Raw genomic sequence first — 24,546 nt, 5'->3', positions numbered from 1 at the left:
GCTTCTATTAATTCCGATTCAAATGATTTGCAAATTCAATGCTTGCGCGCCGAGCCGTCAAGGATCGACCAGAATGATCCGCAAATCGTTGACGTTGGTGAGCGTCGGTCCGGGCGTGAACAGCGCGCCCACCTGACCCAGCGCGCCCCCGGCATCGTTGGCGGCCTGCACTGCCTCGACATCGATGCCGGCCTCGTCCAGCGCAAAGCCGGTCTCCCCATCGACATAGGCGCCCGCGACATCCCGGTTGCCGTCCACCCCGTCCGTATCGGCGGCCAGCGCGGCGACGCCGGGATGGTCGGCGATCTGCCCGGCCAGCTCCAGCGCATATTCCTGATTGGGGCCACCGACCCCATGGCCGGTAACCGTCACCGTCAATTCGCCGCCCGAGAGCAGTGCGCAGCGTTGGGCGCGATTGTGCGCCAGGATCGCGGCCTGGGCATGACGGCGCGCGACCTCGCGCGCATCGCCATGGGCCTCCCGATCGAGAATGACCGGTTCATAACCCTGCGCCTGCAAAAATGCGGCGGCGGCATCCAGCGCGTCATCGGGGCGGACGACCACCTCAAACCGGCTCTCCGCCAGGCGGGGATCATCCGGCTTGATCGATTCGCTCCAGCCACCCGGATCGGCGATGCTATAGCGCGCCAGCACCGCTTGTGCCTGCGCCACCGTGCTTTCATCGCCCACGGTCGGGCCGGAGCCGATGTCCTGCGGCACATCGCCGACCACATCCGAGACGGCAAGGGTCACGACCTGCGCCGGCCAGGCAGCCGCCGCGAGACGCCCGCCCTTGATACGCGACAGGTGGCGCCGCACCATGTTGATCTCGCCGATCGACGCGCCGGAGCGCACCAGCGCACGGGTCACCGCCTGCTTGGCCGCGAGATCGAGTGGCGGGGATGGCGCTGCGAGCAAGGCCGAGGCCCCGCCCGAAAGCAGCACCAGCAGCAGATCGCCTTCCTCGGCGCTCTCAGCCAGAGCGAGGCAGCGCTCTGCCGCCGCAAGACCTGCAGCATCCGGCACGGGATGGCTGGCTTCAACCAGTTCAATGCGGGTGAGCGGGCCGCCATAGCCGGTGCGGGTCACGGCGAGGCCGGTGGCATCAGACCAGTGCTGCTCCACCGCCTGCGCCATCGGCACGGCGCCCTTGCCTGCGGCGATGACGAGCACGCGCCCTTTGGGCCGGGGCGGCAGGGCCGCAATGATCGTCTCGGGCCGCTTGCACGCCGCAACCGCAACGGCAAAGGCCTCCTCCAGCAGAGCGCGCCGGTTCATGGCCATTTAGCGCGCCGCCAGGAAGGTTGCGACATTCTCGCCGGTGCGCCGCGCCACTTCCGTCACCGCCTGTGCGCTCAGCCACGCCGAGTGCGGCGTGACGATCACATTGTCGCGTTGAGCAAGGCGCAGAATGGGGCTGCCCGGTGGCGGCGGCTCGACCGGCGCCACATCGATTCCGGCGCCGCCGATATGGCCTGACGCCAGCGCGTCCTCCAGCGCATCGAGATCGATCAGGGCGCCGCGCGCGGTGTTGATGATGACGGCACCGGCCTTCATGCCGGCCAGCGTCTGCGCGTTGAGCATGTGCCGCGTGTCGTCCGTCAGCGGGCAATGCAGGCTGATGATGTCGCTGGTCGCCAGCACCTCCTCGAAGGCCATACGTCCCTCACCGGCCGGCTGCCCCTGGCGCCCGGCAAACACGACGTCCATGCCCATCGCCTGCGCGCGGCTGGCGACGGCCTGCGCAATCGCGCCGCTGCCGAACAGGCCGAGCCGCTGCCCAACGAGATCCCGCACCGGTGCGGCGAAGACGCAGAAGGCCTGGCCGTTCTCCCATTGGCCATCGACCACCGAATTGCGGAACGGCACCAGCCCGCGAGCGAGCGCGAGAATCAGCATCATCACATGCTCGGCGACGGATGTGCCGGCGTAACCCACCACATTGCGCACTTCGATGCCCCGGGCCTTGGCCGCGACGCTGTCGACCACGTCCGTCCCGGTCGCCGTCACGGCAATGAGCTTGAGATCCGGCAGCGCGGCAAGCATGGCGGCGTCCAGCCGCACCTTGTTGATGATCGCCACCTGCGCGCCGGCGAGGCGAGCCGCCACATCCTGCGGCTCGGTGAAATCATGCTCGATCCACTCATGCGCGATATCGGGCCGGGGAATCTCGAACCCGCCCATCGTTATCTTGTCGAGATGCACAATGCGCGGCGCGCCGTGCGCTGCCTGCTCGTTCGTGCCCGTTGCCATGCGGATCGCTCTCCCTAGATCGTTCGCAATGCAACTATCTAGCGCGGCAGGCCAAGTCCAGCGCCTGATGCAGCGGCCCCGAAAGGCAATCAGCCCATTGGAGATTCGTACAGCAATCTCATAAGCTTGTCGGTGACGACGTTGACCTGATCGATCTCCTTGTCGCTCAGCCCTTCCAGTACGGACGCACGGAAGGCGTGGGCAACCGCCATGATTTCATCCAGCGCTTCCTGCCCCGCCGGCGTGAGCTGGATCAGCTTGGTGCGCCGGTCGCCAGGGTCCTGCAACCGCACCACCAGGCCATCGGCTTCCAGCGTATCGAGCATCCGTGTGAGGGTCGGCCCTTCGATCCCGATCCGCTTGGCGATGGCAATCTGCGCGCTCGGTTCGGGCGACCGGGCGATCGTCGAGAGCGCTTCCATGCGGGCCGAACCATAGCCCAGCGGACGCAGGCGCTCGTCCAACATCGCGCGATAGCGGCGCGCGACGAGGATCATGCGATAGGTGAACCCATATTCGCGATCCAGCCGGCTCCCGCCGGTGATCGTCGGCAGGACGATCGCTGCCGGTTCCTCAGAATTCTCAGCCAATAGTAACCCCCACGTGGCCGGCGCGCCTGATTGCAAGTCGTTCCAAAGGCCCGATCATTTGTCCCCTGTCAACCCGAGAGCTGACGCCTAACCGGATTGCCGCCCAGCCGGCCGGCGTATCGCAATGCACAATTGAGTGTTGACGCTGCCCGTCCGCCACGCCAGATGCTTGGGCACAAGCCCGCGAGGGTTGGAGAGGACGACAGAAAAGATTGTTGGGAGTTGCTGCAATGTCCACCCTTCGCGCGCTGTCGACTCGCGCTCACGCTGCCCTGATCCTGCCTTGCCTCGCCGTGCTTTCGGCCTGTGGCGGCAGTGCCGAACCGGTCCAGAACAATGTTTCCGAACCTGACAATGTGCAGGAAAACGCCGTGAACGCGGCGGCGGTGCCTGTCACAAATGAAGCCAGCAATCAGGCGGCGGCGACACCCGCGCCGGCTGCCGAGGCGACAGAGGCTGCAGCGACAAAGCCTGCCGCCGAAACCGCAGCACCCAAGGAAACCGCAGCGGCCGCACCGGCCCCCGCGAAGGTCGCAACCTCGGCACCCGCCAGTGCTCCGGCCGCCGCGCCGGAGGGCGATGCCGCCAATGGTGCCAAGCTGTTCGCACAATGCCGCGTGTGCCACTCTGTCGAGCCTGACAGAAATGGTCTTGGCCCGTCGCTCCACGGCGTGGTCGGCCGCAAGGCCGGCACGCTCGCCGGGTTCAATTACTCGCCGGCCGTCAAGGGCAGCGGCATTACCTGGTCGGCATCTGCGCTGAACACCTATCTGCGCTCGCCGATGAAGGCGATGCCGGGCACGAAGATGGCGTTCGCGGGCATTGCCGACGATGCCAAGCGCGCCGACGTCATCGCCTATCTTCAGACCCTCAAATAAGCCGCCAGGCTGAAGCCGAGCCAATAAGGTCCGGCTTCAGCGGGACGACCCGAACCGATCCGGCGCGTAGATGGATGCATCGATGTGCCGGACCGCCGTCGGCAGCGCCTCGTCGAGCAACGTGGCCGCGCCGATCTGTGCTGCGGCCGGCGCCGTTTGCATGCCGAAACCGCCCTGTCCCGCGAACCAGAAAAAGCCGGGCACAGCCGCATCATAGCCATAGACCGGCAGCCGGTCGGGCGCGAAGCTACGGAGTCCTGCCCATTTATGCTCCACGGCCGCGACCGGCCAGTCGGTGACCTGCATGAACCGATCGACCGCGCGCGCGACATCCAGCTCTTCCGGCACCACGTCGCGTGCATCGTCCGGCGTTTCGTCATGCGGGGTCACCCACAAACGCCCCTGCCCTTCCGACTTGAAGTAGAAGCTTCCATCCAGCGCAATGACCAGCGGGACGTGCGCAGGCGCCGTTGGGCAGCGCAGTTGCACGACCGTCCGGCGCAGGGGCGTGATGCCCAGCGGCGCGACGCCGCAACGCCGGGCGACATCATCGGCCCAGGCCCCGGCCGCATCGACGATGACGCCGCACGACAGCGGCCCGTCGCTGGTTTCCACAGCCCAGCCCGCGCCCTCGCGGCGCGCTGAAAGCAGCCGATTCGTCAACCGCTCTGCCACGCCGCCGCGTCGTGCAGCCCGCCGATAGGCAGCGAGCAGGCCTCCGGTATCGATGTCCGCACAGGAGGGGGCCGCGACACCGATCGTCCATTCGTCACGGATGCCCGGCACGGCCTCAGCAACCGCCTCACGCCCGAGTCGCGTGAACTGGACGTCGCTGCTCGCGAAATCGGCGATCAAGCGGTCGGCAAGCCCCTGCTGATCATGGCGGCCAAGGTGGATGGCGCCGCGCGGCGAGAGAAAGCCATGCTCGGAAAATGACGGTTCCGGCCGCGCCAGCATCGGCCCGCTCGCACTGGTCAACGGCTGTACGCCGGGACCACCATAGGTCTCTTCCCAGAACGCCACCGACCGCCCGGACGCGTGATAGCCGGGCTGATCTTCCTGCTCGATGAGCATGACCCGAGCGCTGCCGGCTATGCCTGCGGCCAGACTGAACCCGGCGATACCGCCGCCGACGATAAGGATATCGACCGAGGTCATCGGCGCCGCTCCGAATCGGCGGCAGCCTGGCAAAGCCAGGGAATGCGCGCCAGATAGTGGTTACGCTTTGGTAAGGCGTACACTCTAGTCGTGCCCCATCATGTCGGGTGTCTGGATATCGACAGCGCTCAGCGCCATGCTGGCGTTGCTCCTCATATGGGGAGCGACGACGGACCTGCGCAGCCGAATCATATCCAACCGCCTCAATCTGGCCATCGCGCTACTCGCGCCCTGCTGGTGGTGGGCCAATGGCCTGTCCTTCTATCCTGACGTTCTGCTGCAAATCGGCCTGGCCCTCGCAGTTTTCCTGCTGTTCACGGGCTTGTTCGCGCTCGGCATGATGGGCGGGGGCGACGTCAAGATGCTTGGCGCGCTGGCCTTGTGGCTTCCGCTGGCGGCAATGTCGACCCTCATCATCGTCATGGCGCTGATCGGCGGCCTCGTCACTATCGTGACCGTCGTCCACCACCGGACGACGCGCCGAATCGGCCAGCCGGAGATCCCCTACGGCGTCGCCATTGCGCTCGCGGGCCTTTGGGTTCTCGGCGAACGCTATCTTAACCATTTGACTTAATGATCACGCGGATTGGGGCCGGGGGTGGCTCCGCCAACTGGAGGCGAGTTTCGAAATGGAACCGAAGAAGATCGCGCTGCTTGCTGGCGCGTTGATCATAGCGGTGGCGGCGGCGTTTCTCGCCCGGTCCATGTTCACCAGCGGCGGGGGATCGCCACAGGCAACGGCATCGGCCATGCCCGATACCGCGCAGATGCCGCATGTGCTGGTGGCGACCAAGCCGCTGCCGGTCGGCACGATCGTCGGGCCGGATGCCTATCGCTTCCAGCCCTGGCCGAAGGAACTGGTCGAGGACGCCTATTATATTCAGGGGAAAGCCGACGAGGCCCAGATGGTGGGCGCGGTCGTGCGCACCGCCATCGCGGCGGGCCAGCCGGTCACGCAGGGATCGCTGATCAAGCCGGGCGATCGCGGCTTCCTCGCCGCAGCGCTCAGTCCCGGCATGCGCGCCGTGACGGTGCCTGTCTCCGTGCAGAGCAGCGTTGCCGGTTTCGTGTTCCCCGGTGACCGCGTCGACCTGGTGCTCACGCAGAGCGTGCCCGGCGGCGGCGACGGCCCGCCCCTCAAGGTCTCTGAGACCATCCTGCGCAACCTGCGCGTGCTGGCGACCGATCAGCGCACCAACGCGCTCGACGAATCGGGCAATCCGGTGGTGCGGACGTTCTCCAACGTGACCATGGAAGTCACGCCGCGCATGGCCGAAAAGATCAGCGTCGCGCAGACCGTTGGCGCTCTGTCGCTGGCTCTGCGCTCGCTGGCGGACAACACGCAGGAGCTGGAAGCCGCGCTGGCCTCCGGCGACATCGATGCGGTGGATGCCGAGAATGGCGGCAACACGCTGATCCCCGCCGCGCGGCCGGTCGATGGCCGCTCCACCTATTCCACCGGTGCCGACGTGTCGCGCTATCAGCGCAGCACCGTTCCCGCCAAACCCATTGACCCCTCGGGCGCGCCGTCCGGCAATGGTCCGATGGTGCGCGTGGCGCGGGGGACGGCCGTCACCAATGTCGAGCTGGGGAGCAAGTGAGATGAACAGCCCGTCCAGGCTCCGTATGGCGCGCACCGCGACCGGCGTTCTCGCCACCGCGCTCGCCCTGACCGTCAGCGCTACCGTGGCGCCGGCCCTTCATGCCCAGGCGACCATGGCGCCCAAGACCGACGGCACGCTGCTGCTGGCCGTTGGCGAAAGCCGGGTGATCAACCTGCCGGCCAATCTCACCGACGTGGTGATCGCCAACCCCAATGTGGTGGATGTGCATGTCCGCTCGCAGCGGCAGGTCTATCTGATCGCCAAGGCATCGGGCGAAACCAACGTGTTCATCACCGCGCGCGACGGCAAGATGCTCTATGCCAATGCGGTGCGGGTCGGGAACAACATCACCAGCATCGACCAGATGCTCCGCCTCGCCATGCCCGAATCGGACGTGCAGGTCAACACCATGAACGGCATGGTGCTGCTCACCGGCACCGTCGCAGCGCCGGAAGACGCAGCGGAGGTCCAGCGGCTCGTCCAGGCCTTCTCGGGCGCCGACACCAACGTCGTCAGCCGGCTGCGCACCGCGACGCCGCTGCAGGTCAACCTGCAGGTCCGCATTGCGGAAGTGAACAAGAACTTCACGAAATCGCTCGGCTTTAACATCCTTACGCAGGATACGACGGGCGGCTTCCAGTTCGGCATTGGCCGGGGCAACCCCGGCTCGCTGGCGACGGGCCAGTTCAACGTCATCGAGAATGGCACGTCCATGGCCTTCGCGGGCAATCTGCTCGGCCTCAACGTGCTCAGCACGCTTGATCTCGCAGAGAATCAGGGCCTGGCGGTCACGCTGGCCAATCCGAACCTGACGGCCCTCTCCGGCGAAACGGCGAGTTTTCTCGCGGGTGGCGAGGTGCCGATCCCCATCGCGACCCAGCAGCAGGTCAGCGTCGAATATAAGCAATATGGCGTCAGTCTGGCATTCACTCCCACGGTGCTTGCCAATGGCCGCATCTCGATGCGCGTGCGGCCCGAGGTCTCGCAGCTCGACAGCAGCTCGGCGGTGCGCGTGAGTGGGTTCGACATTCCCGGCATCCAGACCCGCCGCGCGGAGACGACCGTGGAACTGGGCTCGGGCCAGAGCTTCATGATCGGCGGCCTGCTCTCCACGGCGAGCGGCAACACGATCGAGAAGACGCCGTTCCTGGGCGACATCCCCATTCTTGGCAATCTGTTCAAGTCGCAGAGCTATCGGCGCCAGGAAACCGAGCTGGTGATCATCGTCACGCCCTATCTCGTGCGCCCGGTCGACGCGCGCCAGATCGCGCTGCCGACTGACGGTTATCGCAGTGCCGATGACGCGCAACGCATTCTGGGTGGTCAGATCCACGACGGTAGATCCGGCGATGCCCGGCCCACGCCGCAACCCCTGCCTCCCAAGACGGTCGAGCAGGGCAGCGTCGCCGCGCGCTCGGGCAATGCCGCACCCGGCTTCAGCTTCTGAGGTGGAAGGACGAGAGATGACCAAGACAAGCTTCTTCCGCACAGCCGGCACCACAACCCTGATGGCACTGGCCCTCATCGGTCAGTCCGCCAATGCCCGCTCCCGCGAGGTCAATCGCGGGGTCGAGCCAGTGCATCAGCCGGTCGTCGAGCGCACCGATTTCGTCTTCGACCTGAGCCCGGACGGCGCAGGCACGCTCAGCCGCATGGACGAGCGCCGGTTGACCGTCTGGTTCAACGCCCTTGGCCTTGGCTATGGCGACCATGTGACGCTCGCCGGCGATACCAGCGGCTCGCTGGCGCTGCGCGATGGCGTGACGCAGGTCGTGGGGCGCTACGGCCTGCTCGTGGATGGCGAGGCGCCACTGACGGCAGGCGCACCGCCCATCGGCGGCCTGCGCGTCGTGGTCAGCCGCTCGGTCGCCAGCGTGCCGGGCTGTCCCACATGGCGGGACAAGGCGGAAGCCAATTTGAGTGGCGGCCTCAGCGACAATTATGGTTGTGCCATGGCCACCAACCTCGCAGCCATGGTCGCCGATCCGCGCGATCTGGTGGAAGGGCGCGAGGGCGGCCTGGACGTCACCAACGTCGTGAACAGCAAAGCCATCAAGACCTATCAGGAGACGGCCCCGACGGGCGCCGGCGGCCTGCAGGGCATGTCGGTGGGAGGCAAGTGAGATGAACGCACCCTGGAAAGCCGGCGGACCGCATGGCCGCGATGCGTTTCACGCCTATGTCTGCGACGATCATAGCCTCGAGGTACTGCGGACAGCGGTGCAGGAGATGGGTTGGCCGACCGAAAAGCTCTACAAGGGCGGGCTGCGCAATGCCGTGCAGTCGCTCTCGATGTCCGCAAGCCCCAACATTCTCTTCGTCGACCTCTCCGAATCGGCCGACCCGCTCACCGACATCAACAGTCTGGCGGAGGTCTGCGAGCCGGGCACGGTGGTGATTGCCTCGGGGCAGGTGAACGACGTGCGCCTGTACCGCGATCTCGTCGCCAGCGGCCTGCAGGACTATCTGCTCAAGCCGCTCGCCGTCGACACCATGCGCGATATTCTCACCGGCGCTCAGGCGGTCTTCCTGACGCCCAAGGCCGAGGTGGCGAGCGAGCGGGCGCACATGATGGTGTCTGTCGTTGGCGCGCGCGGGGGCGTCGGCGCCTCCACTGTCGCCACGTCACTCGCTTATCTCACCAGCGCGCGCGGCAAGCGCTCGACGGCCCTGCTCGATCTCGACGTGCATTTCGGCACCGGCGCCCTCGCGCTCGATCTCGAACCGGGGCGCGGCCTCACTGATGCGGTGGAAAATCCCAGCCGCATCGACGGGCTCTTCATCGAGCGCGCGATGGTCCGCGCCAGCGAAACGCTGGCCGTGCTCTCGGCCGAAGCGCCGATCAGCCAGCCATTGCTGACCGACGGATCGGCTTACTTCCAGCTGGAGGAAGAGCTGCGGTCTGCTTTCGAATGGACATTCGTGGATATGCCGCGTGGCATGTTGGTCCAGCACCCGCATTTGATCCATGAATCCAGCGCCATCGTGCTGGTCACCGACTTCACGCTCGCGGCGGCGCGCGACACCATCCGCATCCTCTCCTGGCTCAAGACGAACGCCCCGCAATCGCAGGTAATCGTGGCCGCAAACAAGGTGCAGGTCGGCGTCGCGGAGATCACCCGCAAGGACTTCGAGCAGAGCATCGAGCGGGCCATCGACGTGGTGCTGCCCTATGACGCCAAGGTCACCGCCCAGGCGGCCAAGCTGGGCAAGACGGCAGCGGAAAGCGGCCGCTCCAGCAAGCTGGGCCAGGCCTTGCTCGATCTGAGCAACCGACTGAACTCGGCCGACCTCGCCGAGACGGGTGCCAAAGGCAAGAGCGGCGGATCGCTGATCGGCCGGCTGCTGGAGGTGAAGATTCCGGGCAAGGCGAAGAAGAAGATGGATGCCGATCCTGTGCCGGGCAATGATTGACGCGATGCATGCGCCTGCGAGCAAGACGTAACTGGATGAGACCCTGATGAATAGCCAGCTTCTCCTGCTGATCCTGCTCGCGGCGATGGCCATTGCCTTGTTGGTCATGGCCCTTTCCGGGCCGTCCGCCGACCGCGTCGGAAGCCGCCGGATCGCCGCTATTCGTGGGCGCCATGCAAGCAGCGAGAGCAACCAGATCGAAGCGCGGATGCGCAAGGCGATTGCCGCCCGTGGTCTCGATCAGGGGCATCTGTTCACATCGCTGATCCCGAACCCGGAATTGCTCGCCGCCCGACTGCGCATGACGGGCAAGAAATGGACGCTCAGCCAATATGTCACGACGTCCGTCGCGCTGGCGATTGGCGTGCTCGCCATCATGGTGCTGCGCGATTATTCGTTTCTTCTGTCGGTGCTCGTCGCGACCGCGATCGGCTTCGGGATTCCGCACTTCGTCGTCGGTCGGCTGATTGCGCGGCGGGTCAACAAGTTCACTACCAATTTCCCTGACGCGCTCGACCTGCTCGTGCGCGGCCTGCGTTCTGGCTTGCCGGTGGGCGAGACGATGATGGTCGTCAGCCAGGAAATCCCCGGGCCGGTGGGTGAGGAATTCAAGCTCATCACCGAGCGGATCAAGATTGGCCAGTCGATGGACCAGGCGCTGCAGGAAACCGCCGCCCGCCTCGGCACGGCGGAATTCAAGTTCTTCTGCATCACCATCAACATCCAGCGCGAGACGGGCGGCAATCTGGCCGAAACGCTCGCCAACCTCAGCAACGTTCTGCGCCAGCGCGCGCAGATGAAGCTGAAGATTCGCGCCATGTCGTCCGAATCCAAGGCATCGGCCTACATCATCGGCGCTCTGCCCTTCATCGTCTTCGGGCTGATCAGCTGGATCAACTTCAAATATATGTCGGCCTTTTTCATCGGCGATCCCAATGGCGTGTTCGGCCTCAGCCTGATGCAGGTCATCGCCATCGGCGCGATGATGTGGATGAGCATCGGTGTGTTCATCATGGCCAAGATGATCAGCTTCGAGATCTGAGGGGAGCGCGCGATCATGCAATCCACCGGCGCCACGCTCTTTGGCCTCACCGCAGCCGATCTCGGCACCTTACTTGCCGCCATGGCGACCTTCGCCGTGCTGGTCGCGCTCTACGCCGCCACGACGGTGCGCAATCCGATGGGCCGGCGACTGCGGGCGCTGAACGATCGCCGCGAGCAACTCAAGGCCGGCATCATCGTTGCCCCGTCCAAGCGGCGGACCAAGATCGTCCACCAGAGCGACACGACCGACTGGATGCAGCGCTTCCTGTCCTCGCTCAAGGTGCTGCAGGACGATCAGGTCAGGGATGCGCAGAAGAAGCTCGCCCAGGCCGGCATCCGCTCCAAGGAATATGCCATCGCGGTGATTTTCGCGCGGCTGGTGCTGCCGATCGCCGTGGGCGGCTCGGCGGCTCTGCTGATCTACGGTCTTGACCTCTGGCCGCACTGGGGGCCGCTCAAGAAGTTCGGCGCCTTCGCCGGGGCCCTGCTGCTCAGCTACAAGGCGCCGGACCTCTATGTCGGCAACAAGGTCACCAAGCGCTCCGATGCGATCCGCAAGGGCATTCCCGATGCGCTCGATCTGCTGGTGATCTGCGCCGAGGCCGGCCTGACCGTGGATGCCGCCTTCGCGCGCGTCGCCCGCGAACTGGGCTCGGCCTATCCCGAACTGGGCGAGGAATTTCAGCTCACCTCCATCGAGCTGTCCTTCCTGACCGAGCGGCGCATGGCCTTCGAGAATCTGGCCGAGCGGGTGGATGTCGAGGCGCTCAAGGGTGTCGTCACCACGATGATCCAGACCGAGAAATACGGCACGCCGCTGGCCTCTGCGCTGCGCATCCTTTCCGCCGAATTCCGCCATGAGCGCATGATGCGCGCCGAGGAAAAAGCGGCGCGCCTGCCGGCGATCATGACCATCCCGCTGATCCTGTTCATCCTGCCGACGCTGTTCGTCGTCATTCTTGGCCCGGCGGCCTGCTCCATCAAGAAGGCACTGCTTTAAACGGGCATTTCATCGCGGCTCGCCTTGCGGCCGCGTGGCCCGTGCGCCACTAGGACAACAGTCGCCATCGTGGAACCGGCTATCAGGAGACCGACATTGCCCGCCCAGATCATCACGCCGGTCATCCTCTCGGGAGGATCGGGCACGCGGCTCTGGCCGGTCAGTCGTAACGAGCGCCCCAAGCAGTTCATTGCCCTCACTGCGCCGGAAACAATGTTCGAGCTGACGCTTGGTCGGATTGCCGGCCTGGAGCGCAGCGCGCCGCCGATTGTCGTTGCAAACGCGGCCCATGCCGAGCTCATCCGCAAGCAGGCGGGCCCCGAGCTGACGCTGATTCTCGAACCGAGCGGCCGCAACACGGCGCCCGCCATCGCGCTGGCCGCGTTGGCTCTGGAAGAGAGCGACAGCGCCATGCTGGTGATGCCGAGCGATCATGTGATCGCTGACGTCCCGGCTTTCCATGCCGCCATCGAGCGCGCCCGGCCGCTGGTCGCCGATGGCTGGCTCGTGACCTTCGGTATCGAGCCGACCGCGCCGGAAACCGGTTTTGGCTATATCGCGCTCGGGGACGAACTGGCTGCGGGCGTCAACACCGTCAGCCGCTTTGTCGAAAAACCTGACGCAACCCGCGCCGCACAGATGCTCGCACAGGGCGGGCATGTGTGGAACGCCGGCATCTTCCTGTTCGGCGCCCGCGATTTTCTGGCCGCACTGGCGACGCACCAGCCCGCGATGCTGGCCGCTGCGCGCGCGGCGATGGCGGCAGCCACCCGCCAGGGCGCCGCGATTCTGCCGGATGCCGCAGCCTTCGCGCAATGCCCGTCCGACTCGATCGATTATGCCGTCATGGAACGGGCAGACAAGGTGGCCTGCGTCCCGGTCAGCATGGGCTGGTCGGACGTGGGGAGCTGGGATGCGCTTTACGACCTTGCCGACAAGGATGAGGCGGACAATGCCCTGCAGGGCGCCGCCTATGCCATTGATGCCAAGGGCTGCCTGATCCGCAGCGATGGCCCGGCGGTGACCGTGGTCGGCGCGGAGGACTTGATCGTCATCGCATCGGGCGACGAGATCGTCGTTCTCCCGCGCGGGCGCTCTCAGGATGTCCGCAAGGCCGTCGCGGCGCTGAGCGAGCGCCCGGGGCGGTCATGAATCGCACCCGCCCTCACTGGCTGCGGGCACTGCTGATCGTCCTGGCCTTGATGATCGTCCTGCCGGTCGTCGCCCAGTTCGTGTAGTCGTCGCGCGACCGCCAAGGGCACTTCCAAGCGCAACAGCCTCGTGGCAAGGCGGCCCCACGCAGCAAGGAAATCCGATGACCGACAAGCCCACCATCCTCGTCACCGGCGGCGCCGGCTATATCGGCAGCCACGCCGTGCTGGCGCTGGTTGATGGGGGATGGCCGGTCGTCGTGGTCGATAATCTCACCACCGGCTTCCGCTGGGCCGTGCATGAGAAAGCCGCGTTCGTGGAAGGCGATATCGGCGACGCCGCGTTCATGGAAGGCGTGCTGCGGCAGCACGGCGTCAAGGGCATCATGCACTTCGCCGGCTCCATCATCGTCCCCGAATCCGTTGAAAATCCGCTCAAATATTATCGCAACAACACCGCCAACAGCCGCGCCCTCATCGAGGCCGCGGTGCAGGCCGGCGTGCCGCACTTCATCTTTTCCTCTACCGCCGCCACCTACGGTATTCCCAAGGAAAGCCCGGTGCGCGAGGACAGCCCCAAGCAGCCGATCAACCCTTACGGCATGTCCAAGCTGATGACCGAGATCATGCTGGCGGACGTCGCCGCGGCCCATCCGCTCAATTTCTGCGCGCTGCGCTACTTCAACGTCGCCGGCGCGGACCCGCAGGGGCGGTCCGGCCAGTCGACGGCGGGGGCGACGCACCTCATCAAGGTGGCGGTCGAAGCGGCGCTGGGCAAGCGCGAGAGCGTCGCGGTCTTCGGCACGGATTTCGATACGCCGGATGGCACCGGGGTGCGCGATTATATCCATGTGAGCGATCTGGCTGCCGCGCATGTGCTGGCGCTGGAAGCGCTCATGGCCGAGCCGGAGCGCAATCTGACGATGAACTGCGGCTATGGCCGTGGCTTCTCGGTGCTGGACGTGCTCGACGCCGTGGACCGGGTGACGAACCGCAAGGTGGAGCGCCGCATCGAAGGCCGGCGCGCTGGCGATCCGCCGGCGCTCATCTCCGACAACCGCCGCATCAAGGCCACGCTGCCCTGGCAGCCCGCTTATGCGGATCTCAACACCATCGTCGATCACGCGCTGGCATGGGAGCGCAAGCTCTCGGACATCCGCGGCAATAGCTGAGCGGTTCAGCGCCGGTGCGGCGGGATAGCCCAGTGCGCGGCCAAGTCTGAGGGTTTCTCGGCGAACAACGCCTCACCCAGCCGGGTCGCCTTGCGGGCAAGAGCCTCGGCGCGTTTGTGCGCCAAGGCAGCGAGTTGCGCCGCCGCAGCGGGTTCGGACAGCAATCCGCCATCCTGACGCAGGCGCGCGATCAGCATGTCGAGATCGTGCCGGTCGCCCAGTAGGTCGCCGAGACGATCGGTCCTGGCGAGGCGCCGCTTCGCGAGGTCCGGGTTCAACCGGCTCAGAAGGCGGATATGCTGGCCGTGATATTTGACGTGCTTGCGCCATGCATGACTGGCTTGCGCAGCAGCGGGCGTTCCGCTGACGGCCTCGAGCCCGCGCATCGCTTGCCGGGTCTGCCGATAGGTCTTGCGCAAGCCCGGCAGGATCGCGTCCTCGCCCCGCGCGGTGAGCGCCCATGTCGGCGCGCGGACGCGGGCTGCGAGCAACGGCGCCCGACATGACTCGATCTGCTCGGCCATAGCCCCGGCAGCACCATGCCCCGGCGCTGCCCAATGTGACCGCAGCATCGCCCAGTCCTGGCGCGCCTCGTCCGCATCGATCAGGCTATCCAGCGTCTCGATCAGCACCGCGCTGTCCCGCGCGCCGGAAAGCATTGCTGCGATATCCCGGAAGGCGGCATTTTCGGTTTGATAGGCTGGAAAGGCGGGGCGGACGAGCCGCAGCAGGCCGCGCATCGCCTTGCAGGTCCGCCGCAGCTGATGAACGATCCGCGCGGGCGGCGCATCGCTGCTGCAAAGGAGAGCGAGCGCCTCGTCCAGCCGCTCGCAGGCGATCCGGCGGAAACCCTCCTCCACGGATGTATCGGACGATCTGAACCGAAACGGCATGTCGCGCCCATCCCCCTGATGACGGGTCGGACGCTAAAGGCTCGGGGCAGGCTGGTCCAGCTGGGATGCTGCGGAAGCCGGCCGCGCAGGCCCTGCGCGCAACCGCATGACCGCTCGCCAGCCGAGCAGTGCCGCCACGATCCCCCCATAAATCAGCGGCGAGCGTGTATCGGCCTTCACCAGCAGGAAATAGTGCACCACGCCCATGATCGCGATGAGATAGACAAGCTGGTGCAAACGCCGCCATGCGCGCACGCGCATCTTGCGCCGGATGCGATTGGCGGAGGTGATCGCCAGCGGGACCAGCAGCACGAAGGCCGCCATGCCGATGGTGATATAGGGTCGCTTGACGATATCCGCGACGATGAACGACCAGCCGAACTGCTGGTCCACCGCCACATACATGATCAGATGCAGGGCCACATAGGCAAAGGCCCACAGGCCAATGCGGCGGCGATAACGGAGTAGCGCCGGCATCTTAAGCAGCTTGGCGAACGGACTGATCGCCAGCGTGATGCACAGGAAGCGCAGGCCCCACAGACCCAGCTCGCGCAACACATGTTCGATGGGATTGGCCGTGAGCCCACCGGTCAGGCCCTGCCAGACGAACAGCAGCAGGGGCGCCACGCACAGCAGCCAGACCAGCGCCGAGATCAGGCGATCGCGCGTCTTCCTGGTCATGCCGTCAGTAAAGCTTCTTGGGGTTCATGCCGCGATAGAGACTCGCAACCTGATCGCCATAGCCATTGAACGGCAGCGTCTTGCGGCGCAGCAGCTCGCCGATGCGCCGCTCACGCGCCTGCGACCAGCGGGGATGATCAACGTCCGGGTTCACATTGCCGTAAAAGCCATATTCGTCGGGCGCGAGCATCTGCCAGCTGGTGCGCGGCTGGCGGTCGGTCAGCGTGATCCGCACGATCGACTTGATGCCCTTGAAGCCATATTTCCACGGCACGACCAGGCGAATGGGCGCGCCGTTCTGGCGGGGCAGCAGGCGGCCATAGAGGCCCACCGAAAGCAGCGTGAGGGGATTCATCGCCTCATCCAGCCGCAAGCCTTCACGATAGGGCCAGTCGATCACGTTCCGGCGCTGGCCGGGCATCTGCTTGGGATCGTTGAGGGTCTGGAAAGCCACACATTTAGCGCTGCCGAGCGGCTCCACCTCGCGCAGCAGCGCGGAGAGCGGAAAGCCGATCCACGGAATGACCATCGACCAGGCCTCGACGCAGCGCATCCGGTAGATGCGCTCTTCCAGTGGAAAGCGCCGCACGATGTCCGAAATGTCGAACTTCCGCGGCTTCTGGCACAGGCCATCCACGGTGACGGTCCAGGGCGCGATTCGCAGGCTGCCGGCATTGGCCGCCGGGTCGCTCTTGTCGGTACCGAACTCGTAGAAGTTATTGTAGGTCGAGACGTCCGCGAAGGGCGTCGGCGTCTCGTCGATCTTCATCTTGTTGGGCGAGAACTTTACCGTCGCGGGCGCATCCGCCGCCATCGCCGCCGGCGCGATCAGTCCGGCGGCGCCGATGCCGGCCACACCGGCAATGAACTCGCGCCGGCGCAGATACAGCGCTTCATCGGTGACGTCGTTTTCGGTCAGGTCGGCAGATTGACGGATCAGCATGGCAAGACTCTCCTGCCCCCAGAGCCGGAACAATGCCTGCCCTTGGCTGCATGTGCAATGAACATGCCGATGGCCGAAGGGGCAATAACCCCTCCCGCCAGACGCAAAAGCCGGTTTCCATCCGCCGCACCAGCCTCTAGGGGCGCAGATCATGGATCATTTCGCTTACAAGGATGGCGTACTGCACGCCGAGGACGTGCCGATGGCGGCGATTGCCGAGGCCGTCGGGACACCGGTCTACATCTATTCGCGCGCCACGCTGGAGCGCCATGCCCGCGTGTTCCGCGAGGCGCTGGCCGGCCTGCCCCGCAAGCACATCGCCTTTGCCATCAAGGCCAACCCCAATCTCTCCGTGCTGCGCGTACTGGCGCGCGAGGGTTATGGCGCGGATATCGTCTCGGGCGGCGAGATGCAGCGCGCGCTGGCGGCCGGGATGCCGGCTGGGGACATCGTCTTCTCCGGCGTCGGCAAGACCCGCGCCGAGCTGAGCGCGGCGCTGGAAGCCGGGATCGGCCAGTTCAACATCGAGCTGGAGGAGGAGGGCGCCGTCCTCGCCGAGATCGCCGCCGCGATGGGCAAGACCGCCGATGCCGTGCTGCGCGTCAACCCGGATGTCGATGCCGGCACGCACGCCAAGATTTCCACGGGCATGAAGGAAAACAAGTTCGGCGTCGCCATCGATCAGGCGGCCGGCATCTTCCAGCGGCTCTGCGCCCTGCCCGGCCTCAATCTGCGCGGTATCGCCACGCATATCGGCAGCCAGTTGTTCGACCTCGCCCCGCTCGAAGCCGCCTATGGCAAGATCGGCGCGCTGATGGGCGAACTCCGCGCGGCCGGCCACACCATCGACCGCATCGATCTGGGTGGTGGACTCGGCGTGCCCTATGAACGCACGAAGGTGCCGCCGACGCCGGCCGATTATGGCGCAATGGTGGAGCGGGCGACCAAGGGCTGGGACGTCACGCTCTATTTCGAGCCGGGCCGCGTGATCGTCGGCAATGCCGGCGTGCTGCTCACCCGCGTCATCTGGGTGAAGCCCGGCGTCATTCGCCCCTATGTGATCGTCGATGCGGCCATGAACGACCTCGCCCGGCCGGCCATGTACGATGCCTTCCACGACTTCGAGGCTGTCGCGCCGACCGGCGAGCGGATCGTGGCCAACATTGCTGGCCCGGTCTGCGAGAGCGGCGACACCTTCGCCATGGCCCGCGATATCGACGTGGTGAAGACCGGCGATCTCGGCATCTTCCGCACCGCCGGGGCCTACGGCGCAACGATGGCCAGCACCTACAATTCGCGCGCGCTGGTGCCCGAAGTGATGGTGGATGGCGACCAGTTCGCCGTCGTTGCCGACCGCATCATGCCCGAGGCGATCATCGCCGCCGAGCGCCTGCCGGATTTTCTTAAGGACTGAGCATCGGCCGCAAGGGGCAGACGGACGGGCCAGGACCGGCTAGGAGAGCGCCATGCACAGCCTTCCGCTCTTCGTCATCCTGTCGGGCCAGCCGGTCATCCTGCTTGGCACTGGGGAGGCCGCGGACGCCAAGCGCCGGCTGATCGAGCGGGCCGGCGGCGTGCCGGTTGCGGACGAGAATGCCACTGCCCGCATCGCCTTCGTGGCGCTGGAGGATGAAACAGCCGCCCAAGCCGCCGCAGACCGGCTCAAGGCGCGCGGACTGCTGGTCAATGTCGTCGACCGGCCGGCGCTGTGCGATTTCACGACCCCCGCCATTGTCGACCGCGATCCGGTATTGATCGCCGTTTCCACGGGCGGCGCCTCCTCAGGGCTGGCCGCAGCCTTGCGTCAGCGGCTGGAGACGATCCTCCCGGCCCGGCTCGGCGCCCTCGCCAGCGCGCTCAATGCCGCCAAGGTCGCAATGCGGGAGGCCTGGCCCGATGCCCGCGACCGCCGCCGCGCGCTTGGCGAGGCGCTGGCGCCGGGCGGCATGCTCGACCCCTTCGGCACGCCTGCGGTGGACCCGTGGCTGGAAGCGCGCATCGCGCCGGCCTCCCGCGCCGTGCATGTCATCGCCTTGCGCTCGGACGACCCGGATGACCTGACGGTTCGGGAAGCCCGCACGCTCGGCCAGGCAGACCGCATCCTGTTCGCGCCCGACACCCCGCCCGCCATTCTCGCCCGCGCCCGCGCCGACGCGGAACGCCTGCCGCTCAGCGCGGAAGAAGCCCCGCCCGAACTGCCGGGGCTGACCGTCTGGCTCGTCCCGGCCGAGGATTGATAGGCCTTTCCGCCGTGAGCGCCGGGAATACCGGCTCAGGAGATCGTTCATGACGTCACATCCCTCCGCCCCCGCAGCCTCGCCCGCCGTATCGGTCGCGCTCGATGCCCGCGCCGCACTTGGCGAAGGGCCACGCTGGCACGCAGCCGAGCGCCGGCTTTATTGGGTGGATATCCTGCGCAATGAACTGCACCGCTTCGACCCAGAAACTGGGGCGGACGAGATGCGCGCCTTCGCCCAGCCGGTCGGCTGCTTCGCCTTCCGCGCGGCCGGTGGCTTGCTGCTGGCGATGAAGGACGGCCTCGCCATTCTGGCCGACTGGGGCTCCGAGCCGCAGCCCTTTGGCGATCAGATCCTCGCGGGCAAGCCGGACCTGCGCTTCAATGATGGGCGGACGGATTCGGCCGGGCGGTTCTGGGTGGGCAGCGTCAACATGGCCAAGAGTGCGCATGATGCCGCGCTCTATCGCGTCGGCACGGACGGGGCGATCGACCTGATCGAAAGCGGCATGCTCACCTGCAACGCGGCTGCCTTCAATGCGTCGGGGACGACCTTCTGCCACGCGGACACCCCCAGCCACGCCCTGCGCGCCTATGATGCCGATCCGGCGAGCGGCACGCTCTCCAACCGTCGCATCCTTCACCAGTTCGAGCACGGCACCGGGCGCCCCGATGGCGGATCGTTCGATGCGGAGGGTTGTTACTGGAGCGCCCTGTTCGAGGGTGGCCGGGTGGTGCGGCTCTCGCCCGAAGGCGAGTTGCTCCAGACGGTGACGCTGCCGGTCAGCCGGCCGACCATGATCGCATTCGGGGGTGAGGATCTGCGCGCCGCTTATGTCACCACGGCGCGGGCTGGGCTGGACCAGGCGGCGTTGGCGCGCGAGCCGCATGCGGGCGCGATTTTCAGCTTTCCCGTCGATGTGCCGGGTCTGCCCGAGGCACCCTTTGGCGGCTAAGCCTAGGCTTTGTTGGCGCGCTTGGCAAAGCGGGTCACGAACACCGGTGGGCTGGTTGCGTAGCAGGCCTGTGCGAGCGGCAGCGCCGTTTCGCAGACGGCGCATTGGGCGCTGACGCGTCCGACATACCATTGCGTGCTGGCGCAATCGGGACACTGATTGAGCTTGCCTGGCTCATAGCGCGCGCCAATGGCCGTGCCATCGAATGGTTTGACGTGAATGCCCGGGTGACGAACGGCAGAGCTCAAAGCCTGCACAGGTGAATGCGCCATGTCACGATCCTTCCGGCCATGAAAACGTCCCGCGCGTTCGCGGGTTCCTGCCTATGCCAACGGCTCGGCGCATCCTGTCTCTTGTCGGGACGATTTGCCACGCGCGCCTGATGGCGATTTGTGACGGGGTGCGACCCGTGCTCCCGACAGCGGGTCCATCCGCGCAATCCCCCCTCGCCTCTGCCCTAGAGCGGGGCTATAAGCGCCGGGATGATGACCGACCCCCGGACACGCCCCCTCTCCAAGGACAATCATGTCAGAGCATAATCCCGGCCTGCGCCCGTGGCGCGACATTGCGCGGCGCGAGTGCCGCCAGATCATGGTTGGCAACGTGCCGGTCGGCGGCGGCGCGCCGGTGACCGTGCAGACGATGACCAACACGCCGACCCACGATGCGAAGGCGACGATCGACCAAATCCGCCGCTGCGAGGAGGCCGGTGTCGACCTCATCCGGGTTTCCTGCCCGGACGTGGAGAGCACGGCGGCAATGAAGCAGATCGTCCGCGCGGCCAAGGTGCCGATCATCGCGGACATTCATTTCCACTATAAACGCGCGCTGGAAGCCGCCGATGCGGGCGCGGCCTGCCTGCGCATCAACCCCGGCAATATCGGCTCTGCCGCCCGCGTGAAGGAAGTGGTCGATGCCGCCAAGGCCAATGGCTGTGCGATCCGCATCGGCGTGAATGCCGGCAGCCTCGAAAAGGATCTGCTGGAAAAATATGGCGAGCCCTGCCCCGAGGCGCTGGTGGAAAGCGCGCTCGACCATATCAAGCTGCTGCAGGACCAGGACTTCCACGACTATAAGGTCGCGGTGAAGGCGAGCGACGTGTTCCTGGCCGTCGCGGCCTATATGCAGCTTGCCGACGCGGTGGACTGCCCGCTGCACCTCGGCATCACCGAAGCCGGCGGGCTGATCGGCGGCACCGTGAAGAGCGCGATCGGCATCGGCAACCTGCTCTGGGCCGGCATCGGCGACACGATCCGCGTCTCGCTCTCCGCCGAGCCAGAAGAGGAAGTGCGTGTCGGCTATGAAATCCTCAAGTCGCTCGGCATCCGCACGCGCGGTGTCCGTGTCGTCTCCTGCCCAAGCTGCGCAAGGCAGGGCTTCGATGTGATCCGCACGGTCGAGGCACTGGAGAGCCGCCTTCAGCACATCAACACGCCGATCTCGCTTTCCGTGCTGGGCTGCGTGGTCAATGGCCCCGGCGAAGCGCGGGAGACGGACATCGGCCTCACCGGCGGCGGGAATGGCAAGCATATGGTCTACCTCTCCGGCGTGACCGATCACCACATCAACGATGCCCAGATGATCGACCACATCGTTTCGCTGGTGGAAGCCAAGGCGGCCGAGATCGAAGCCGCCAAGCTGGAAGCCGAGATGAGCGATGCTGCCAATGCCAGCGCCGTGGCGGCCGAATGACTGACCGGCCCGACATGGCCCCTTCCGCGCCGAGCCGTGATCTGCGCGCACCGCAGACGCAGGCCGCCTCACGCGTCACAGGCGCAAGCGCCACGGGTGCAGTGGCGACCGGTGCGACGGCGACGGGGGCCTCCGCGACCGGCGCAGTTGCGGTCGGCGCATTCGCGTTGGGTGCCCTTGCCATGGGCGCAATTGCGATCGGCGCGCTCGCCATCGGGCGGCTGCGCATCGGACAGGCCCGCATCAGCCGGCTGCGGATCGACACGCTGGAAATCGGGAACGCCATTCGCACCGGGGAAACGCCTGGCCGGTGAGGCTCGCAGCGCCGGCGCCTGCCGTAGCGCGCCCAGCATGCCGAAAAACCGGGGACTCTTGACGCCGAGTCCGTGAAAGAGGATTGTCGCCGCGCGGAACATTTCGGGCACGGCGCGTGCGTGACCCCGCCGCGCCGGACGAAGGAGTGAGTGGCAATGGCAAGTCGGGCACCGATGAATCGGACCCCCGAATGGCAGGCGATGCTGCGCCGGAGCCTGATCCGCATCGGCACCTTTGCTGGCTCGGTCGGGCTGTACGCGCTGGCGCTGTTTCTGCTGCTAGCACTGCTCAGCTACAAGGTGAGCGACCAAGCCCTGAACACCGCCGCCGGGCCGGAGACGCGCAATTTGATGGGCGCCGCCGGTGCCTGGGCAGCGGACATTCTCTTCACCTTCGCCGGCCTGCCTGCCTTGCTGTTGCTGCCCTTCATCCTCGTCTTCGCGCGGCGCCTGTGGGCCGATGCAGACATGAGCGGCTGGCAGGGCCAGATCGCCAAATGTCTCGGCGGCCTGCTGCTCATCGGCACCGGCCTGTGGATTGCCCAGCCCGAACCGCTGGTCGGGCTGCCGGCCCGCTGGGGCGGCGTCATCGGCTTCCTGTTCGCTCACGGCCTCACAGCCCTGACCGCACGCCTCGGCGAAACCGCCGACCTCATTCTGCAATGGCTGCTGCTTGCGGCCTTTATCGCCAGCGGCCTGTGGCTGTGGGTCCGCAGCCTCGCGCTCGAAAAGCCGCTCTGGCATCTTGCCCGCCCCGCCCTGCCGCTGCTCTCCAGCCTTGGCTCCTTGCGGACGGCGAAAGCTGGCAGCCTGGATGTCGCCGAGCCCGAACGCGACCCGCATCCCGAGCGCGAGGCGGAACCACGCCGCCCGGTGGACACCACACCCCGCCAGCCGATCACCATCCAGTCGCCGAGCAGCGCCGCCATTCCCAAGGCCTTCGGCCCCGTCTCGGGACAGGAAGACCTGTTCGGCAATGGCGCGCTGCCATCTCCCGATCTGCTGTCACCCGCGCCCGCCAGCGCGGTCAGCAAGATCGACCGGCCCGGCCTCGAGCGCAATGCGCGGCTGCTGGAAAGCGTGCTCGATGACTTCCACGTCAAGGGCGCGATCACCGAGGTGCGCCCCGGCCCCGTCGTCACCATGTATGAGCTTGAGCCAGCCCCCGGCATCAAGGCCAGCCGCGTCATCCAGCTCGCCGACGACATCGCCCGCAACATGTCGGCGCTCTCGGCGCGCGTCGCCACCATTCCGGGGCGGACGGTGATCGGCATCGAGCTGCCCAATGCTGACCGCGAATCCGTGGTGCTGCACCAGCTCATCACCAGCCAGCAATTCGCCGAACAGAAGGGCGGCCTGCCCATCATCCTCGGCAAGAACATCTTCGGTGAGCCGGTCATCGCCGATCTCGCCGGTATGCCGCATCTGCTCGTCGCGGGTACGACCGGCTCGGGCAAGTCGGTCGGCCTCAACACCATGCTGCTCTCGCTGCTCTACCGGATGACGCCGGACGATCTGCGCCTGATCATGATCGACCCGAAGATGCTGGAACTGAGCATCTACGACAACATCCCGCATCTGCTCTCCCCGGTCGTCACCGAGCCGGCCAAGGCCATCCGCGCGCTCAAATGGGCGGTCGAGCAGATGGAGGATCGCTATCGCATGATGGCCTCCATCGGCGTGCGCAACCTGGCGGGCTATAATGAGAAAGTCCGCGGCGCCCGTGCCAAGGGCAAGTCCCTGGGCCGCCGCGTCCAGATCGGTTTCGATGAACAGACCCGCCAGCCGATCTACGAGGAGGAGGAGCTGGATTATCAGCCCCTGCCGCAGATCGTGGTGGTGGTCGACGAGCTGGCCGACCTGATGATGACGGCCGGCAAGGAAGTCGAATTCCTGATCCAGCGCCTCGCGCAGAAGGCGCGCGCCGCCGGCATCCACCTCATCCTCGCGACCCAGCGCCCCTCGGTCGACGTCATCACTGGCGTCATCAAGGCGAACCTGCCGACCCGCATCAGCTTCTTCGTCACCTCGAAGATCGACAGCCGCACCATTTTGGGCGAGCAGGGCGCCGAGCAGCTGCTGGGGAAGGGCGACATGCTCTACATGGCGAGCGGCAAGGGCCTGATGCGCGTCCACGGGCCGTTCGTGAGCGATGACGAGGTGCGCGGCGTCGCCGACCATTGGCGCTCCAAGGGCCAGCCAGATTACATTTCCGCGGTCACCGAGGAGCCCGAGGATGGCAGCTTCGCGCTCGATGGCGTCGATCTCGGCGATGACAGCGCCGATGCCAAGCTGTTCCGCAAGGCCTGCCAGCTCGTGTTCGAGAACCAGAAGGCCTCGACCAGCTGGCTCCAGCGCCAGATGCGGATCGGCTATAACAGCGCGGCGCGCCTGATCGAGCGGATGGAAAATGAAGGCATGGTCGGCGCGCCCAACCATGTCGGCCGCCGGGAAGTGCTGCGCGACGAAATGGGCAATCCCAAGTAAGAGCGGCCGATTGCCTCGCCCCCCGGGCGCGGGAACGCGCTGCGGCGCGCGGCATTCAGTGGATATTCAACGGCAGGGAC

Annotated in this window: 24 protein-coding genes; 16 read left to right on the top strand and 8 right to left on the bottom strand. The window is 66.4% G+C overall.

The genetic code is table 11. The annotated features are described in order from the left end of the window. Positions 1–57 precede the first annotated feature (57 nt). The 3 genes from M2343_RS14195 to M2343_RS14185 all read right to left on the bottom strand — a co-directional run bounded on the left by M2343_RS14195 (position 58) and on the right by M2343_RS14185 (position 2,843). Entirely contained in the window at positions 58–1,278 is a 1,221-nt protein-coding gene (locus M2343_RS14195; protein WP_264577156.1) for a glycerate kinase, read from the bottom strand. A 6-nt stretch (positions 1,279–1,284) separates the two neighbouring features. Further along, positions 1,285–2,253 carry an NAD(P)-dependent oxidoreductase gene (locus M2343_RS14190; RefSeq protein WP_264577155.1) on the bottom strand — a complete coding sequence of 323 codons (969 nt, stop codon included), beginning with the start codon at positions 2,251–2,253 and terminating at the stop codon, positions 1,285–1,287. Positions 2,254–2,342: 89 nt separating this feature from the next. Continuing rightward, positions 2,343–2,843: a MarR family winged helix-turn-helix transcriptional regulator gene (locus M2343_RS14185; RefSeq protein ID WP_264577154.1), complete on the bottom strand. Its 501-nt coding sequence runs from the start codon at positions 2,841–2,843 to the stop codon at positions 2,343–2,345. A gap of 230 nt (positions 2,844–3,073) precedes the next feature. Here M2343_RS14185 and M2343_RS14180 point away from each other — a divergent pair, with 230 nt between their 5' ends. After that, complete coding sequence (locus M2343_RS14180) at positions 3,074–3,721, top strand: c-type cytochrome (protein ID WP_264577153.1); 648 nt, start codon at positions 3,074–3,076, stop codon at positions 3,719–3,721. Positions 3,722–3,757: 36 nt separating this feature from the next. Here the strand turns inward: M2343_RS14180 and M2343_RS14175 are convergent, their stop codons facing one another. Then, positions 3,758–4,879, bottom strand: coding sequence for an NAD(P)/FAD-dependent oxidoreductase (locus M2343_RS14175; protein ID WP_264577152.1), 1,122 nt, complete (start codon positions 4,877–4,879; stop codon positions 3,758–3,760). Between the two features lie 100 nt (positions 4,880–4,979). Here M2343_RS14175 and M2343_RS14170 point away from each other — a divergent pair, with 100 nt between their 5' ends. The 9 genes from M2343_RS14170 (at position 4,980) to galE (ending at position 14,264) form a co-directional block, all read left to right on the top strand. After that, the gene (locus tag M2343_RS14170) at positions 4,980–5,453 is read left to right on the top strand and encodes a prepilin peptidase (RefSeq protein WP_264577151.1); all 474 of its coding nucleotides are present in this window, start codon (positions 4,980–4,982) and stop codon (positions 5,451–5,453) included. Positions 5,454–5,508: 55 nt separating this feature from the next. Next, entirely contained in the window at positions 5,509–6,480 is a 972-nt protein-coding gene (gene cpaB / locus M2343_RS14165; RefSeq protein WP_264577150.1) for a Flp pilus assembly protein CpaB, read from the top strand. Between the two features lies 1 nt (position 6,481). Then, entirely contained in the window at positions 6,482–7,930 is a 1,449-nt protein-coding gene (locus tag M2343_RS14160; protein WP_264577149.1) for a type II and III secretion system protein family protein, read from the top strand. A gap of 16 nt (positions 7,931–7,946) precedes the next feature. Continuing rightward, positions 7,947–8,606 (top strand): CpaD family pilus assembly protein, encoded by a 660-nt coding sequence (locus tag M2343_RS14155; protein WP_264571764.1) that lies wholly within the window; start codon positions 7,947–7,949, stop codon positions 8,604–8,606. A 1-nt stretch (position 8,607) separates the two neighbouring features. Further along, on the top strand, positions 8,608–9,897 hold the full coding sequence (locus M2343_RS14150) for an AAA family ATPase (protein ID WP_264573874.1): 1,290 nt from the start codon (positions 8,608–8,610) through the stop codon (positions 9,895–9,897). 46 nt (positions 9,898–9,943) lie between these two features. Then, on the top strand, positions 9,944–10,939 hold the full coding sequence (locus M2343_RS14145) for a type II secretion system F family protein (RefSeq protein WP_264577148.1): 996 nt from the start codon (positions 9,944–9,946) through the stop codon (positions 10,937–10,939). Between the two features lie 15 nt (positions 10,940–10,954). Beyond that, positions 10,955–11,941 (top strand): type II secretion system F family protein, encoded by a 987-nt coding sequence (locus tag M2343_RS14140; RefSeq protein ID WP_264577147.1) that lies wholly within the window; start codon positions 10,955–10,957, stop codon positions 11,939–11,941. A 96-nt stretch (positions 11,942–12,037) separates the two neighbouring features. After that, the gene (locus M2343_RS14135; RefSeq protein ID WP_264577146.1) at positions 12,038–13,093 is read left to right on the top strand and encodes a mannose-1-phosphate guanylyltransferase/mannose-6-phosphate isomerase; all 1,056 of its coding nucleotides are present in this window, start codon (positions 12,038–12,040) and stop codon (positions 13,091–13,093) included. Between the two features lie 163 nt (positions 13,094–13,256). Further along, positions 13,257–14,264: a UDP-glucose 4-epimerase GalE gene (gene galE, locus M2343_RS14130; RefSeq protein ID WP_264577145.1), complete on the top strand. Its 1,008-nt coding sequence runs from the start codon at positions 13,257–13,259 to the stop codon at positions 14,262–14,264. Between the two features lie 5 nt (positions 14,265–14,269). Here galE and M2343_RS14125 read toward each other — a convergent pair whose 3' ends face one another. The 3 genes from M2343_RS14125 to msrP are packed head-to-tail and all read right to left on the bottom strand — an operon-like array spanning position 14,270 to position 16,781. After that, a complete protein-coding gene (locus M2343_RS14125) occupies positions 14,270–15,157 on the bottom strand; it encodes a CHAD domain-containing protein (protein WP_264577144.1) in 888 nt (295 codons plus the stop codon). A gap of 33 nt (positions 15,158–15,190) precedes the next feature. Next, positions 15,191–15,838, bottom strand: coding sequence for a sulfite oxidase heme-binding subunit YedZ (locus M2343_RS14120; RefSeq protein ID WP_264577143.1), 648 nt, complete (start codon positions 15,836–15,838; stop codon positions 15,191–15,193). Positions 15,839–15,842: 4 nt separating this feature from the next. Beyond that, a complete protein-coding gene (gene msrP / locus M2343_RS14115; RefSeq protein WP_264577142.1) occupies positions 15,843–16,781 on the bottom strand; it encodes a protein-methionine-sulfoxide reductase catalytic subunit MsrP in 939 nt (312 codons plus the stop codon). Between the two features lie 151 nt (positions 16,782–16,932). Here msrP and lysA point away from each other — a divergent pair, with 151 nt between their 5' ends. The 3 genes from lysA to M2343_RS14100 are packed head-to-tail and all read left to right on the top strand — an operon-like array spanning position 16,933 to position 19,973. Further along, complete coding sequence (lysA, locus tag M2343_RS14110; protein ID WP_264577141.1) at positions 16,933–18,195, top strand: diaminopimelate decarboxylase; 1,263 nt, start codon at positions 16,933–16,935, stop codon at positions 18,193–18,195. Positions 18,196–18,247: 52 nt separating this feature from the next. Continuing rightward, on the top strand, positions 18,248–19,018 hold the full coding sequence (locus tag M2343_RS14105) for a siroheme synthase (protein WP_264571755.1): 771 nt from the start codon (positions 18,248–18,250) through the stop codon (positions 19,016–19,018). Between the two features lie 49 nt (positions 19,019–19,067). Continuing rightward, on the top strand, positions 19,068–19,973 hold the full coding sequence (locus M2343_RS14100; RefSeq protein ID WP_264577140.1) for an SMP-30/gluconolactonase/LRE family protein: 906 nt from the start codon (positions 19,068–19,070) through the stop codon (positions 19,971–19,973). Between the two features lie 2 nt (positions 19,974–19,975). On the opposite strand, the gene M2343_RS14095 is transcribed toward M2343_RS14100, so the two are convergent. Further along, positions 19,976–20,245, bottom strand: coding sequence for a hypothetical protein (locus M2343_RS14095; RefSeq protein ID WP_264577139.1), 270 nt, complete (start codon positions 20,243–20,245; stop codon positions 19,976–19,978). Between the two features lie 253 nt (positions 20,246–20,498). On the opposite strand from M2343_RS14095, the gene ispG reads away from it, so the two are divergent. The 3 genes from ispG to M2343_RS14080 all read left to right on the top strand — a co-directional run bounded on the left by ispG (position 20,499) and on the right by M2343_RS14080 (position 24,466). Continuing rightward, positions 20,499–21,665, top strand: coding sequence for a flavodoxin-dependent (E)-4-hydroxy-3-methylbut-2-enyl-diphosphate synthase (gene ispG / locus M2343_RS14090; protein ID WP_264577138.1), 1,167 nt, complete (start codon positions 20,499–20,501; stop codon positions 21,663–21,665). Continuing rightward, positions 21,662–21,979, top strand: coding sequence for a hypothetical protein (locus M2343_RS14085; RefSeq protein ID WP_264577137.1), 318 nt, complete (start codon positions 21,662–21,664; stop codon positions 21,977–21,979). Before ispG ends, M2343_RS14085 begins: the two co-directional genes overlap by 4 nt. A gap of 156 nt (positions 21,980–22,135) precedes the next feature. Then, the gene (locus M2343_RS14080) at positions 22,136–24,466 is read left to right on the top strand and encodes a DNA translocase FtsK (protein WP_264577136.1); all 2,331 of its coding nucleotides are present in this window, start codon (positions 22,136–22,138) and stop codon (positions 24,464–24,466) included. Positions 24,467–24,546: the final 80 nt, after the last annotated feature.

The organism is Sphingobium sp. B8D3B, from assembly GCF_025961875.1.
Taxonomy (GTDB): domain Bacteria; phylum Pseudomonadota; class Alphaproteobacteria; order Sphingomonadales; family Sphingomonadaceae; genus Sphingobium.
Note: the sequence above shows the minus strand (reverse complement) of the source record. Positions and strands in the feature narration are given on the sequence as shown.